12 protein-coding genes are annotated in these 14,269 nt (G+C 44.7%); 4 read left to right on the top strand and 8 right to left on the bottom strand.

Annotation, left to right across the window (positions count from 1 at the left end):
* Window positions 1-540: 540 nt before the first annotated feature.
* A complete protein-coding gene (locus tag KI742_RS10935) occupies window positions 541-1,413 on the bottom strand; it encodes a Tim44 domain-containing protein (RefSeq protein ID WP_005384268.1) in 873 nt (290 codons plus the stop codon).
* 392 nt (window positions 1,414-1,805) lie between these two features.
* On the opposite strand from KI742_RS10935, the gene KI742_RS10930 reads away from it, so the two are divergent.
* From KI742_RS10930 to KI742_RS10920, 3 genes are all read left to right on the top strand, one after another.
* Window positions 1,806-2,396: a TetR/AcrR family transcriptional regulator gene (locus KI742_RS10930; protein ID WP_005382308.1), complete on the top strand. Its 591-nt coding sequence runs from the start codon at window positions 1,806-1,808 to the stop codon at window positions 2,394-2,396.
* 13 nt (window positions 2,397-2,409) lie between these two features.
* On the top strand, window positions 2,410-4,284 hold the full coding sequence (locus KI742_RS10925; RefSeq protein ID WP_005384269.1) for an MFS transporter: 1,875 nt from the start codon (window positions 2,410-2,412) through the stop codon (window positions 4,282-4,284).
* 115 nt (window positions 4,285-4,399) lie between these two features.
* Window positions 4,400-5,329, top strand: coding sequence for a YeiH family protein (locus KI742_RS10920; RefSeq protein WP_005384270.1), 930 nt, complete (start codon window positions 4,400-4,402; stop codon window positions 5,327-5,329).
* Here the strand turns inward: KI742_RS10920 and KI742_RS10915 are convergent.
* The 7 genes from KI742_RS10915 to KI742_RS10885 form a co-directional block, all read right to left on the bottom strand.
* Window positions 5,326-5,514: a hypothetical protein gene (locus tag KI742_RS10915; protein ID WP_031780888.1), complete on the bottom strand. Its 189-nt coding sequence runs from the start codon at window positions 5,512-5,514 to the stop codon at window positions 5,326-5,328. The genes KI742_RS10920 and KI742_RS10915 overlap by 4 nt on opposite strands.
* A gap of 100 nt (window positions 5,515-5,614) precedes the next feature.
* Window positions 5,615-7,042, bottom strand: coding sequence for an o-succinylbenzoate--CoA ligase (menE, locus tag KI742_RS10910; protein WP_213901039.1), 1,428 nt, complete (start codon window positions 7,040-7,042; stop codon window positions 5,615-5,617).
* Window positions 7,027-8,016, bottom strand: coding sequence for an o-succinylbenzoate synthase (gene menC, locus KI742_RS10905; RefSeq protein ID WP_005384273.1), 990 nt, complete (start codon window positions 8,014-8,016; stop codon window positions 7,027-7,029). The genes menE and menC overlap by 16 nt, the downstream gene beginning before the upstream one ends.
* A 125-nt stretch (window positions 8,017-8,141) precedes the next feature.
* Window positions 8,142-9,008 carry a 1,4-dihydroxy-2-naphthoyl-CoA synthase gene (gene menB, locus KI742_RS10900; RefSeq protein WP_285385200.1) on the bottom strand — a complete coding sequence of 289 codons (867 nt, stop codon included), beginning with the start codon at window positions 9,006-9,008 and terminating at the stop codon, window positions 8,142-8,144.
* Window positions 9,001-9,828, bottom strand: coding sequence for a 2-succinyl-6-hydroxy-2,4-cyclohexadiene-1-carboxylate synthase (gene menH / locus KI742_RS10895; RefSeq protein WP_206958148.1), 828 nt, complete (start codon window positions 9,826-9,828; stop codon window positions 9,001-9,003). The genes menB and menH overlap by 8 nt, the downstream gene beginning before the upstream one ends.
* A complete protein-coding gene (menD, locus tag KI742_RS10890) occupies window positions 9,815-11,533 on the bottom strand; it encodes a 2-succinyl-5-enolpyruvyl-6-hydroxy-3-cyclohexene-1-carboxylic-acid synthase (RefSeq protein ID WP_285385201.1) in 1,719 nt (572 codons plus the stop codon). The genes menH and menD overlap by 14 nt, the downstream gene beginning before the upstream one ends.
* Window positions 11,530-12,837, bottom strand: coding sequence for an isochorismate synthase MenF (locus KI742_RS10885; RefSeq protein WP_171344887.1), 1,308 nt, complete (start codon window positions 12,835-12,837; stop codon window positions 11,530-11,532). The genes menD and KI742_RS10885 overlap by 4 nt, the downstream gene beginning before the upstream one ends.
* Window positions 12,838-13,054: 217 nt before the next feature.
* Here KI742_RS10885 and KI742_RS10880 point away from each other — a divergent pair, with 217 nt between their 5' ends.
* Entirely contained in the window at window positions 13,055-14,269 is a 1,215-nt protein-coding gene (locus KI742_RS10880; protein WP_005384283.1) for a pyridoxal phosphate-dependent aminotransferase, read from the top strand.

The raw sequence follows: 14,269 nt of genomic DNA, 5'->3' as shown, positions 1-14,269 counted from the left end.
AAGAAGCCAGCTCATTGAGCTGGCTTTTTTCGTTTCAGGATCTTGATAGCATAGTCCTACTACAACGAACCTTTCACTCCTAACCGAAACTCTGCTCGATTGAATACCTATCACAGTAAATAAGTGATCAGAAATAGCGTAGGGAAAATGCTTGAGAACAAGGCGCAGTTATCGAGTATTTTAACAAGCTAGAATGACCAGTTATTTACTACGATTGGTATAACCTATACTCAATCTCACTAAAGCAACCAACCCCATGTGAAACTCCACAAACAAAAGGCTGAGGAGCAGATCTTTACCCTACAAACAATGTACTAGCTATTTTGATTTTGTTAGTTCGTATGGCCTTAATATGAATGTTCAATATAAATAGGAAAACACTTGAGGACTTACTAGAAAAAGTGGGCTCGCAAAATTACCAAACGGACTCAATTAGTGATGTTTGTATAAAAACACGTACAAGAAATATAAATGATAGATACAAAAAATCCCGCAGGGGATGCGGGATTTTTACTAGTGACTAAATTGGTTTAAAGGTGACTAGCCTTGAATACCAACGATTAACCATGGCGCATTAGGCGCAGTCAAGTCACGCTCTAGGTGCCAGATATCTTCGATTTCTTCTTCAACACCTTCTACTGTGTCACGGTAACGACCGCTAAACTGCAGACTAAGCTGTGCTTTATTTGCATCGTAATCAGCACGGACGATCTCCGCATCAACGTACATTACGTCAGTATGCTGCTCACCGTCGAGCTTCGCGCGCTCTGCTTTTAGGTCTTCAAACAAGCTTGGAGAAACATATTCTTCAATAGTTTCTAGCTGGTTGTGATTCCACGCACCTTGCAGGATTCGATAGTGTTCACGAGAACCATTAATGAACGCTGCTTGGTCAAAACCCGGTGGGTAGTTATGTGGTACGTCTGTTTGAGCGCCAAAACCACCAAAGCCACCATTATTTGTGTTTGGTTGTTGCTCAAAGTTTTGCATGTTTGGTTGCTCAAACTTAGATGCGTTGCCACCAAATGCAGGCTGTTGACGATGCTGGTTCATACTGCCCTGCTTCGCACCTAGCATACCGCGCATTAGTTTAAAGATGACAAAGGCAATCAAACCAATAATTAGGATATCCATAAACTGGATACCTTCAAAAGCACCGCCAAAGAATGCAGCAAGTAGACCACCAGCAAGAAGTCCGCCTAGCAGACCACCCATAAGGCCTTTCTTACTTGAAGACTTTGTCGTCTGATCTTTGCCGACCGTATTGGTGTTTTGTTGCTGTTGTTTCGGTGCTGGTGCAGTTTTGTAGCTCTTACCGAAAGACTTACTGCCACCAAACTTCTTCGCTTCCGCGATAGGCGTTACAGCAACAGTAAACATCAATAAAGCAACAATAGAAAATAAACGTTTCATCGTTATCCTTAAAGTTAGCTATCTAAGATAGTGCCCCATTTTCAAGACGAAACAATCGTTGTTTCAAACAGTAGCACGCCAAAGATGATTTTTAAGTCATCATACTCTGTATACCGATTGATGAAAATAGCTTATAGAAGCTGACATGTATCAGAATATTGCCAAAAATGCAGACTGCTCACACTGCTTACAATTCAGCTGAAGGCGCTTGATCAATGTAAAAAAAGTATGGAATAAGTTCACTAATACTCCAGATTGTTTTACTTGAATTAGAATCAGTGACACAGCTCAGAATCCTACACCTTGAGGGCACTTGGACACATTGCCTTGTTGACGGTTAATAGGTAGCTGACTATCATATTGAACGATGTTCAATAAAGTAGTTTGAGAGTATGGCGCGCAGAAACGATCACACCCGAGAAGAGTTAGTGAATTTGACGTTAACAACGGTCAAAAACTTTTTAGATGAGAATTCTTACCACGAACTCAGTCTTCGTAAAATCGCTAACATGATTGGTTACGTGCCAAGCACATTGGTAAATGTTTTTGGTAATTATAATTTGTTGTTGCTTCATGTTGTCGCTCAAACTTTAGATGAGTTATCTCAAGAAGCACGCAAAGCGACTAATGACAGCAAAGACTCCCATCAAGCGCTTTTTGAACTCGCTTATTGCTACCACGATTTTGCTCAAAAACACCCATACCGTTGGCAGTTAGTGTTCGAACACAACATGAATGGAGCAGAACTTCCGGAATGGCATGCCAAACGTATCGATGGTATGACGGGAATGCTAGAGTCACTATTGGCTCAAATCGCACCACATCGTACTGAATCCGAAGTGATTCAAGCGAGTCGAGTCCTTTGGTCTGGCGTACATGGCATTACTTTACTCAGTGTCGATGATAAGTTTTTCTCTAGTGAACCGATTGATGGCAAAGAGTTGATCAGTAATCTTCTTTCCAACTACCTCACGAACTGGTAACAAAGGATTATACATGTCATCCGACAGACAGCCGTCCTTACTTACGCAGAGAAAATTCCTGCCCTATTTCATTACTCAATTTTTTGGCGCTTTCAACGACAATATTTTTAAAAACGTTTTGCTGTTGTTTGTCGCATTCGCTGGCTCCAGTGCACTGCCTATTTCGAGCAATTTGTTCATCAACCTTGCGGCAGGCTTGTTCATTCTACCGTTCTTTCTGTTCTCTGCTTCCGCTGGCGTATTAGCCGACAAATATGAAAAGTCATGGTTTATTCGTAAGGTCAAACTATTTGAAATAGCCATCATGCTGTTAGGTGCCATCGGATTCATAACCGAAAGTTATGGTGTGCTTTTATTGCTACTGTTTTTAATGGGCACACAGTCAGCATTTTTTGGCCCAGTTAAATATGCCCTTTTGCCTCAAAAGTTAAATGCTAAAGAGTTAGTGCCCGGCAATGCTCTTGTTGAAGCTGGTACCTTTATCGCCATCCTTATTGGCACCTTAGGCGCTGGGATTATAGCCTCTGCAGACAACGCAAAATACCTCGCCGCATTTTGTGTCGTGATCTTCGCATTGTTAGGCTACTTGTCGAGCCGCTCAATCCCCTTTGCTGCAGCCAGCGCGCCCAATCTCTCTTTTCGTTGGCAACCATACAAGCAAACCAAACACACGCTCTCTATCGCCAAATCCGATCGAGTTGTTTTTCAATGCATAATGGCAATAAGCTGGTTTTGGTTTTTAGGCGCCGCATATCTAACACAATTTCCGAATTTCACTAAGATTTACCTAAATGGCACCGAGAGTGCGGTGTCTTTCTTGCTCGCTCTATTTTCCATTGGTATCGCGCTAGGGTCGCTACTTTGCAATTGGATCTCAAACCATCGTATCGAAGTCGGTATTGTGCCAATTGGTGCCTTTGGCATTACGGTATTTGGGTACCTAATGGCCACTTCCATTCCCAATGATCTACCTACTTTCCATAACTTTGTAGACTTCTTTAGATATGAGCCTTTTTGGCCATTATTTTTCTACCTATTGATGATTGGCGCTTCGGGCGGTTTGTTTATCGTGCCTCTTTACGCATTAATGCAGCATCGAGCAAAGGAAACCGAACGTGCTCAAGTCATCGCAGGGCTCAACATTTTTAACTCTCTGTTTATGGTCGGCAGCGCTGTCTTAGGTATTGTGTGCCTAAGTGTAATCAAGATGACAATTCCTCAACTGTTTGCATTGTTAGCCATTTTAAATTTCTTAGTCGCCGCTTACATCTTTTTGCAAATTCCTATTTTTGTTGTTCGCTTTGTCATGTGGATGCTTACGCACACCATCTATCGAGTTAAGCATAAGAATCTACACAACCTACCCGAGCATGGTGGGGCATTGATTGTATGTAATCATGTAAGCTACATGGATGCATTGCTACTTAGTGCGGTATGCCCAAGGTTGATTCGTTTTGTGATGGAGGAAGATTACGCCAACCTACCTCCACTAAGGCGCTTTTTACGTCGAACTGGGGTAATTCCAATTTCAGCGAGTAACAGAAGCTCTATCAGACGTGCATTTAACGATGTGGAAGCTGCGCTAAGCGAAGGTCATATCGTCTGTATTTTCCCTGAAGGAAGATTAACTTCAGATGGTGAAATGAATGAATTCATGCGAGGTATTGATATCATTCTACGTCGTAGCCCAGTACCCGTCATACCTGTTGCACTTAAAGGCTTATGGGGAAGCTATTTCAGCCGCGCAAAAGGTCGCGCATGCTGTGGCTTACCGACTCGATTTTGGTCAAAGCTAGAAATTGAGGCAGGACAACCGGTGCCACCAAATGAAGCAACGGCAAAAACAATGTTCGATAAAGTGCATCAACTTAGAGGCGACTGGCGATAAATACACTTGAACACATGTTTAGGATAACTGAACATGTGTTCAAATCATTAAGACAAACTGACCACACCCAGTGCGATATACTCTCCCTTTCATTCACAACAGCGAATAAAAAACCTTGAATAGAAACTACCTCCTGTTTGGATTGGCGTTACTTTTTTGTCTAACCCCTCTTGCCTCCTCTCCCATTGCTCTAGTTATCGGTTTTCTACTCGCAAGTTTTGGTTTTGTGCCTTCCGAGCTGCCCATCGCTTCTTTTACTAAAAAGCTGCTGTCTTACTCGATTATTGGCTTAGGCTTTGGCATCAACTTTGAGCAAGCACTTGCAGTCACATCGGATGGTATCGGCCTGATCATCGCCACTATTACAGGCACACTGATCATGGGCACTCTCATTGCCAGGGTAATTAAATTGGAGCGAGTAACCGCTTACTTAATCTCATCAGGTACTGCAATTTGTGGTGGTAGCGCAATTGCTGCTGTGGCACCGGCGATTAAAGCGAAAGACGAGCAGATTGGATTAGCACTGGCAACGGTATTTGTCCTGAACTCCATTGCACTCTTTGTGTTTCCTGTGATTGGACATGCTTTAGGGCTAGATCAACACACGTTTGGCACATGGGCTGCGATTGCCATTCATGACACATCTTCTGTTGTCGGGGCTGCCTCGGCCTATGGGGAAGAAGCGCTAACTACGGCAACAACATTGAAACTCGCGCGCGCTTTATGGATCATTCCTGTTGCTTTGATCAGTGCCGTCATCTTTTCAAGAGGCCAAAAAGAGAATGGAAAGAAAAAACTAGCTATCCCTTATTTCATTTTTTGGTACTGTGCAGCTATCGCGTTTAGCGACTTCTTTCCTCAATTTGAAATGGTCTATCACGGCATTTTCATTGGAGCAAAGCAAGCGTTGGTTGTATGTCTGTTCTTGATAGGTTGCAGCATTTCAATTTCAAAACTAAAGTCAGCTGGAGCTAAGCCGCTGTTGTTTGGTGTGACTCTGTGGGTGCTAATTTCTACCACTTCTCTAAGTTGGTTACTGTTTTAGATATTGGTGGTCTGCTTATCGCGTTGAGGGGGCGGTATTTCCCGTTTGCTATTTTTGTATATAACGACCAACGCAATAGCGATCAAAAATGCCGTCAGCTCTGCAAGAGAGCGGGCTAGCCCTTCACTACTTATCGCGATACCAATTTGTAGTGCTACTGCCGCAATTAAAACTAGCTTTGCCATCCTGAACCTTATGCATTTTCTCTCCACTAAGAAGCATAATTATGATTCAGAGTTATAAGGATACGAAATTCTCTTTATGACTAATACATAGCAAAATTGACTAATGCTGAAGTGATGACAACAGCCACTCTTTCACGGCCTTACGTGAAATTTTGATCCCACCTTCTAGTAGAGTTTCTGGCATTACATGGTATTCCACTGGCCATTTAAACTTCTCTAACTTTGATTGCAAGTGCTGGTCATACTCCGACTTGCTGCGCAATCCATTGGTCTGAATCACAGCTACTGGTCTATGACCAAACTCCGCGTCTTCGACTGGAACCACTATACTCTGCACTACACCATCAATTTGGTTCAAAGCGGCTTCAATCTCTTCACAATGGATATTCTCACCACCAGAGATAAACTGATTGTCGGCACGGCCGATTATCTTTAATTCATCACCTTGCCACTCGCCAAGATCTTTGCTGTCAAACCAGCCTTTCTCATCCAGAAATGGGGTAACATGTCCTTGATGGAAATACCCTGCCGCTAATGTCTTACCGCCAACAAAAATGCGTTGGTCAACTAATTTTATCTTACGGTGCTTCAATACATGCCCAGCATTACTGGTGCAGTCAATTCTCTTTGCGGTAACGGTAGAGGCCGCCTCCGTCATCCCATAACCTAACCATGTCTCAATGCCTTGCCCTGTTGCTCGTAGTGCCAACTCGTGATCAACGTGGCTGCCGCCCAGTAGCACATGTGTCAATGACAAATGTGCATCATCATCCAATAACCGTTTTAGCTGAGTCGCAACCAAAGAAGCGTGTGATACGCCCTGAACATCATCAACAAGTTTCCCTGAACCGACCTTTAGTGTTGCTCCGACATATAGCCAACGATAGACAATCGCTAATCCAGAGACGTGATACAGCGGAAGCGATAATAGCCAAGCATCTTGCTGAGTGAAAATGAACTCCTGCAACAAGCCCTCTGCAGACGCAAGATGCTGTCGATGTGTATGAACCACAGCTTTAGGCTCCCCTGTAGAGCCAGAAGTAAATACTACTGAAGCTAGCCGGTCATGATGATAGCTATCTTCAGTCAACGAATCACTCTCTTGCTGTGATACTACAGGCGGTGAAAGCAATGTTGCCTTGAGTTTTTGTATATCATGTTCAGAAAAGGTCGAAGCGCACTCCTGAGAAAACCAGATAAACCGAGTTTGATCAGGCCTGTAAAGTGCAGCAAGCTTACCCTGCAACTTATCTAGTGGTTGTTCCATGGTCAGCGCAGCGAGCGCGCCTAACTGTTTGGAGGCAAGATAAAACAACAGTGTTTCTACTTGGTTCTTGCCAACCAAAGTCAGCACATCCCCCCGAGTTACACCCAAGTCATTCAAATAGTGAGTGTATTGGTCAATACGCTTCGAGAGTTGTTGCCAGTTTAATACTTCTGTTGATGTCTTGAGTGCAATAGAAAAAGGGCTCGTTTGAGCCCAATATTTCCATGGTGCCTTCGCAATATTGTCTACGCAGAATGCCACACAATCTCCTGGTCTTTTAGAGGAAGAACGGGAAGTTCACACTTAGGCCAGCCCTGCTCTAGTTGAGCTTTGAATAAGCCAATCGTATCCAAACCTGGAACTTCATCAGGCAGCTGCCATTGGGCAAAGCGCGCTAATTGAGTTAAACCGAGACTGGATTCAATGCTAGAGCTAATCACTGCTTTCATCCCCAGTGACTTTGCTTTCTCTATCAGTGTAATACAAAAATCCACCGAACCAATGAGTGTGGGTTTGATGATGATCGTTTTCACACCAGTTAGATCTTCAAGACGGAAATCTTCACGACGAACCGCATCTTGCAATGTTTCATCCCAAGCGATAGCAATACCAGTATTAATCGCAAAAGAGAGACTATCGCCAGGAGAGCGGCACGGCTCTTCTAGAAACGTGATTCGTTGACGCAGAGACGGAGCAATGTACTTAGCGAACTGCTGCGCTTTTTCTGGTGTCCAAGCGCGATTGGCATCGAGTCGAAGCGTTAATTGAGGGATTGATTCAAGAAAAAGGTTCACAAGCATGCCATCGCGAATTGGCTCATAAAGTCCAACTTTCACCTTAGCGACTTTCTCACCTTCCATTTCGTTCAGCTTTGGAATGAGCTCATCTGGGTCGCCAGTGCATAGTGGCGCTGTTTGGTATTTACCTTGTTGTGGTAAGCCACCAGCTAATTCAAGCTGTGCCATCGATAAACCAAACGCAACCGACGGGTACATATTGGCATAATCCACATCCAACTCTGCTACCCAACGCTCCGCCTGTTCTTGTAGCTGAACACCCGCATCTTCGGTGCTCTCTAAGCTAAAACCAGGAAGAGGAGCGACTTCTCCAAACCCTGTTTTACCATCTTCGGAAAGCGCAACAATATAACCAACACGTTCGGTTAGCTTGTTGTCACGTAGGATGACACCACTATCCATGGGCAAGCTATAACGATAAATTTTCGCTTCACGCATAATTCAAGTCCTATGTAATGCCGTATATTTGAGCGTTCTGACGAGCAATCCCACCAGCCTCCCAGAGGGCGAGGCGCTCAGGAAAAAAGGAACAGAGGAGCTAACACGCTCCTCATTTAGACGGATTATGGGTTGCGAGGGAATTTATCGAAGTCTGGGCGACGCTTCTCGTTAAAGGCGTTACGACCTTCTTGGCCTTCATCAGTCATGTAGAACATCATCGTTGCGTTACCCGCTAGCTCTTGCAGACCCGCTTGACCATCACAATCTGCGTTTAATGCAGCTTTCAGGCAGCGCAATGCCATTGGGCTGTGCTGTAGTACTTCACGACACCAACGAACGGTTTCTTTCTCTAGATCCGCTAGTGGTACAACTGTGTTTACTAGGCCCATGTCTACCGCTTCTTGAGCATTGTAGAAACGACATAGGAACCAAATTTCGCGAGCTTTCTTTTGGCCTACGATGCGAGCCATGTAAGATGCACCCCAACCGCCATCAAATGAACCCACTTTAGGGCCTGTTTGACCAAATTGAGCGTTGTCAGCTGCAATCGTTAGGTCACACATCATGTGCAGAACGTGGCCACCGCCAACAGCCCAACCCGCTACCGATGCGATCACTGGTTTTGGACAAGTACGAATATCGCGTTGGAAGTCCAATACGTTTAGGTGATGCGTACCTTGGTCATCTTTATAGCCGCCATAGTCGCCACGGATCTTCTGGTCGCCGCCAGAACAGAATGCGTCTTCACCTAGACCTGTCAGAATGATCACGCCAACACCAGAGTCGTAACGCGCACCTGCCAACGCATCAATCATCTCTTTTACCGTTTGAGGACGAAACGCGTTACGCACTTGAGGACGCGCAATGGTGATTTTCGCGATACCATCTTCAGACTTATGGTAATGAATGTCCTCGTATTTCTCGCCGCAATCTTTCCATTGAACCGGAGCGTAAAGTTCTTCTTCAGAAATGCCTACTGTTTTAGCCATGGTGATTCCCATTGTTCTCGTTACTCTCACCAAAGTGAGACTGAATTATTTGCTTGGTATGTATCGCAAACTGTTTGGGCTGCTCTTGATGGACGTTATGACCAGCGCCTTCAACTTGTCGATACGCCAACCCGCTATGTTGTGCCAGTTGGCTAAATTTTTGGTCTTTCTCACCACACAAGTAATACACTGGTATGTTCTGCTTTTGCAGTGAGGGCAACAAATATGCCTGTTTGGCTAACGATGTCGCCATCAACATATTCGCCACCGCTGAGCCAAGATTATCACTTCGCTTCGCAATGAATGTTTGTCTTTGCTCATGGTTTAGTGAAGAAAACACCGCTTGTTGGTACCAATCGTTCAAAACACGTTCAAGTGGTTCAGTTTTGAAACGCATTGCCCAACGAGCATCATTCTCTAATCTCACCTGTTTCTCTGACTCAGTTTGAAGCCCGAAGTTTCCCCCTTCAACAATCGCGCCCGCAATATTGAGATCTGGAAAGCATTGATGGGCAATACCATGCATCGCAATGCGGCCGCCCATAGAGTAACCAATCAAAATAAGTGGTTGTTGTGAGGGAAATAATAAAGATAGTGTGGAACCAAGAAGTTTGCAGCAATCATTCAGATCGCTGCAAGAAATAGATTGGCTATGCCCATGACCAGGGAGGTCAACCGTAACACGTTCATACTCGGGTAACGCGTTGATACACGATTGCCAATCTTCACCGCTACCAAGCAAACCATGCAAAAACACCAGAGTAGGCAAAGTAATACTTTGGTGCTTTTCTAATACAGGGAAACGTTCAAAGTAAAGCATTCAGACTCTTATTAAATGCCTTGAGTGTCTCAGCAGCTTGGTTAGATGGGGTTTGAACCTCGACCAGCAACGTTCCTTGGCGGTGACATAAATGCTCTTTTACAGATGATTGGAATTGCTCCAGTGTAGAAACATGCAAATACGCCAAACCAAACTGCTTTGCCGCGTGTTCAAACTGATAACCATGAGGCATTTGATAATATGTCGTCCTGCGCTCTGGTGGTACTGGCAACATATCAAAAATCGCACCGCCGTCATTATTAGTAACAACAAGTACCGCCGGCAGTTTATTGTGAGAAAATAGCGCCAGAGAATTGAGATCATAAAGTGCTGCTGTGTCACCGATATACATTAGTAACGGATTACCTCTTGCCCGTTGCACGCCTGATGCCGCAGCAAACAAACCGTCAATCCCTGATGCGCCTCGATTAGTGAAAACCTCTACACCATCCAATTTTCCGTACATATCAACAAGCCGAACAAACAAGCTATTACCCAAGAAAACATCTACGTTCTTTGTGCGCTCGTTGATGTCTGCTGCCAACGCAATTTCGTCAATGGCAGACGCTGCATCAGATAGGAAGGCTTCTTCGATACGTTGATGAACTCGCTTAACGTCATTCGCTAACCTATCAGCCCACCCAGCAAATATTGACTTCTCAAAACTAATGCGAGAAACCCACGTTTTAGGAGGCTCAACCCAGTGCATTTGCGCCAGATGATTTTGGTTATTCCGGTCCATACAAGGTGAGACATACCAATACTGAACGTCTTTACTTTGTTGATTTTTCGATACTTGTTTATCAATCCATTGGTTCAAACGTTTGGAGATGATTCGGCTACCAAATTGGATAATAAGTTCACAAGATTCAAGCTCGTTTGCGAACTCGGGAAGTTGAAGCCATACATCGTAATACGCCCAATCCGAACTGAGACCACTTTGCGGGTCTGCAAGTACTGGCCATCCCATCTTTTGTGCAAATGCCTGCGCCGACTTCGCTTGTTCAAGCGGTAAGCTGCCAATCACAACCAAGCCTTTTTTGTCTGAAAAAGGCGGGATGTTCGCCTGTGACAAATGGCTAAAACGCTGAGTATAAGTGCCGCTTCCTTTTCGCCATCCGGCGACCGAATCTAAGTAGGTTTGATAATCCGCTTTTGCGCCGTTGGAATACAAAGGCTCTGGAAATGCACAATTAATATGAACAGCACTACCCTGCAATTGCTGAGTAAACATCACTTCGTCAACAGAGGTCAGCAACCAGTTAAGCGACGTTGCTAAATTTGGGCTTGGTAAATTCAAACTGGCCGAAACATGATGTGAAAAAATACCCAATTGATTTATCGCTTGGTTTGCACCACAGCCGACAAGTTCTACTGGACGATCTGCTGTCAGCAGCACCAGCTTTTCACCAGTAAGTTTGGCTTCGGCAACCGACGGTAGTAAGTTCGCCACTGCCGTACCAGAGGTAACGATAATTGCCACTGGCTCCTGAGTAGCTTTCGCTAAACCAAGAGCCATAAAGCCCAGTCCACGCTCATCAAAATGAGTATGAATGGAAAAGTCGGACTGTTCTGCCGCTTCTAAAGTTAAAGGAGTAGAACGAGATCCGGGAGCGATACAAACATGCTTAACGCCAAATCGCTGAAGCTCAATCAATATGGTTTCTGACCAAACTCGATTGAGCACCGCTTGGTCATGACTCATGATGCGACTCCCAATGGCGGATGATCAGAAATCAGCGTAAGTAACGTCGACATTTTCTTATCAAGTTCTGCCCACTCATGTTCTGCCACAGAACCAGGCACAATACCTGCGCCCGCAAACAGTTGTACTTGATCACCGAGCACAAGCGCGCTTCTGATTGCGACACAAAACTCTGCTCGTTCATGGCTTATGTAACCCATTGACCCCGCGTACCAGCCGCGTGCAAAGGGCTCATTATCAAGAATAAACTGCATGGACTCTTGTCGGGGTAAGCCAGCAACCGCCGCTGTTGGCTGAAGCGCCGATAACAACTGAACACCATTTATCCCCGCTCTTAGACTAGCGTGAATATTTCGCTTAAGGTGCTGCACTTTTCGTAGTCTGACCAAACTCGGTTCAGCTTCCACTTCAACCATTTCAGAATGCGGTGATAGACGGTCAATGATGTCGTCCACCACATACTGGTTTTCGTTGAGGTTCTTTTGGTCTTGGGATAACCAATTCGCCAACTCCATATCTTGAGTGGCATTGTCTCCCCGACCAATCGTACCTGCTAACGCTTCGGTATGTAGCTCATGCCCTACGCGAGAATACAAACGTTCTGGCGTAGACCCCATAAAACTGTGCTTACTGTCTAAGCTCAGCATGAAATGGAAGCTATGATGGTTATTTAAGTAACTTGCTTTAAGTAGCTGTGCAGCACTTAATGTGTTATCAAGCTGCACGGTAGAGCGACGCGCTAAAACCACTTTCTTAAAATCATCATTCTCTATACCAGTCAGAACCTTATGAACTAACTCATTCCATTGAGGCTGACTTGGCGTATGAACAATAGAGCGGATGTGAGACGAAATTGGAGCTAAGGTCGCGACCTCACAAACCAGTTTATTCAACCCAGCTAGAGTTCGCGCTTTGTCTTCTGAAATATTAACTGCGAGAGACCACTGTTGGTCAAAACGAATTAACTCAATTTGAGGCAAAAAGAAAAAAGAAGGCATACAGCGACGATTCTTCTCATGCTGTCCATCAAAAGAGCGCCCGCCCCAGACTCTTTGCCCTTCACCTAGAATGGTATAAGCAGGACCTGGCTCAACAAAAGCGTGCAATTGCCCTAGTGCAACGACCTCTTCACGTGTATCGCGGGACTGCCAATAAAACTTAGGGAAAAGTGGTTGTGCATCAAGCCAATCAATAAATGAGAAATTAGGTTTCTCGCTAAGGGGCTCGACCAGACGTGTTTGATTGCCTTCCGATTGCTGAACTCGCTCGATAATTCTCTTTACGGCTTGATGGAACTGTGACAAATCAACCTCGTTGTATGTGAGGATAAATGGTAACTGACGGCTACTCTAAGTTTAGACCCAAAGCAAATCAAGGTCGTATGCGATCTTTTGCAAAATCCTGTGATAGCAAGCGAGCAAAACTTAACCAGCAGACAGATTATTTACAGATATATATTCTAATAAAAAACAAATTATTGTATTTTAATAAAGAAATTAACGAATTTTTAGGAATTAAACAATGCAAAATATCGGGATGTCGTCAAAACTCGACAATGTCTGCTACGACATTAGGGGTCCTGTACTCAAACATGCTAAGCGCATGGAGGAAGAAGGGCATAAAATCCTAAAGCTAAACATTGGTAACCCTGCCCCATTTGGTTTTGACGCCCCTGATGAGATTTTAGTCGACGTGATTCGTAATCTGCCGACTTCTCAAGGCTATTGTGATTCCAAAGGTATTTACTCTGCTCGTAAAGCTGTGGTCCAACACTATCAGCGTAAAGGTATACGCTCGCTAGATGTCGAAGATGTGTATGTAGGTAACGGCGTGTCTGAGTTGATCGTAATGGCCATGCAAGCGCTATTAAACAATGGCGACGAAATGCTGATCCCAGCACCAGACTATCCGTTATGGACAGCTTCAGTTGCACTATCTGGTGGTAAGCCGGTTCATTATCTATGTGATGAAGAGGCTGACTGGTACCCAGACCTTGAAGACATCAAAAAGAAAATCACACCAAAGACACGTGGCATTGTTCTGATCAACCCGAACAACCCGACAGGTGCGGTATACAGCCGTGACTTCCTACTTGAAGTGATTGAGATAGCACGCCAGCACAAACTGATCATTTTCGCAGATGAGATCTACGACAAAGTGTTGTACGACGGTGCAACACATACCTCAGTCGCCACACTCACTGAAGACGTGCTAGTCATGACATTCAATGGCCTTTCAAAGGCCTACCGTGTTTGTGGTTTCCGTGGTGGCTGGATGTTCCTAACGGGGCCTAAACATCTGGCTCAAGGGTACGTGAATGGCTTGGAGCTGCTTTCATCGATGCGTTTATGTGCAAACGTACCAATGCAACATGCCATTCAAACCGCGTTAGGTGGATACCAGAGTATCAATGAACTGATTTTACCTGGCGGACGCTTGTTAGAGCAGCGCAACCGAGCGTATGAACTGATCAATCAGATTCCTGGCGTTTCTTGTGTCAAACCTAAGGGTGCGATGTACCTCTTCCCGAAAATCGACACTAAAATGTACAACATCAAGAACGATCAACAGATGGTTTTAGATTTCTTAAAACAAGAGAAAGTCTTACTGGTGCAAGGTTCCGGCTTTAACTGGCCAAAACCAGACCACTTCCGCATCGTGACACTACCGCACGTTGAAGATCTAGAAATCGCCATTGGACGTTTTGAAAGATTCCTATCAACCTACAGCCAGTAA

This window comes from Vibrio sp. D417a (assembly GCF_030248595.1).
GTDB lineage: Bacteria > Pseudomonadota > Gammaproteobacteria > Enterobacterales > Vibrionaceae > Vibrio > Vibrio alginolyticus.
This window is presented reverse-complemented; position numbering and strand designations above follow the sequence as displayed.

Bases quoted from the DNA above. Each gene is read 5' to 3' on its own strand.
- KI742_RS10935 (WP_005384268.1), bottom strand. From the start codon at position 1,413: ATGAAACGTTTATTTTCTATTGTTGCTTTATTGATGTTTACTGTTGCT.
- KI742_RS10930 (WP_005382308.1), top strand. From the start codon at position 1,806: ATGGCGCGCAGAAACGATCACACCCGAGAAGAGTTAGTGAATTTGACG.
- KI742_RS10925 (WP_005384269.1), top strand. From the start codon at position 2,410: ATGTCATCCGACAGACAGCCGTCCTTACTTACGCAGAGAAAATTCCTG.
- KI742_RS10915 (WP_031780888.1), bottom strand. From the start codon at position 5,514: ATGGCAAAGCTAGTTTTAATTGCGGCAGTAGCACTACAAATTGGTATC.
- menC (WP_005384273.1), bottom strand. From the start codon at position 8,016: ATGCGTGAAGCGAAAATTTATCGTTATAGCTTGCCCATGGATAGTGGT.
- menB (WP_285385200.1), bottom strand. From the start codon at position 9,008: ATGGCTAAAACAGTAGGCATTTCTGAAGAAGAACTTTACGCTCCGGTT.
- menH (WP_206958148.1), bottom strand. From the start codon at position 9,828: ATGCTTTACTTTGAACGTTTCCCTGTATTAGAAAAGCACCAAAGTATT.
- menD (WP_285385201.1), bottom strand. From the start codon at position 11,533: ATGAGTCATGACCAAGCGGTGCTCAATCGAGTTTGGTCAGAAACCATA.
- KI742_RS10880 (WP_005384283.1), top strand. From the start codon at position 13,055: ATGCAAAATATCGGGATGTCGTCAAAACTCGACAATGTCTGCTACGAC.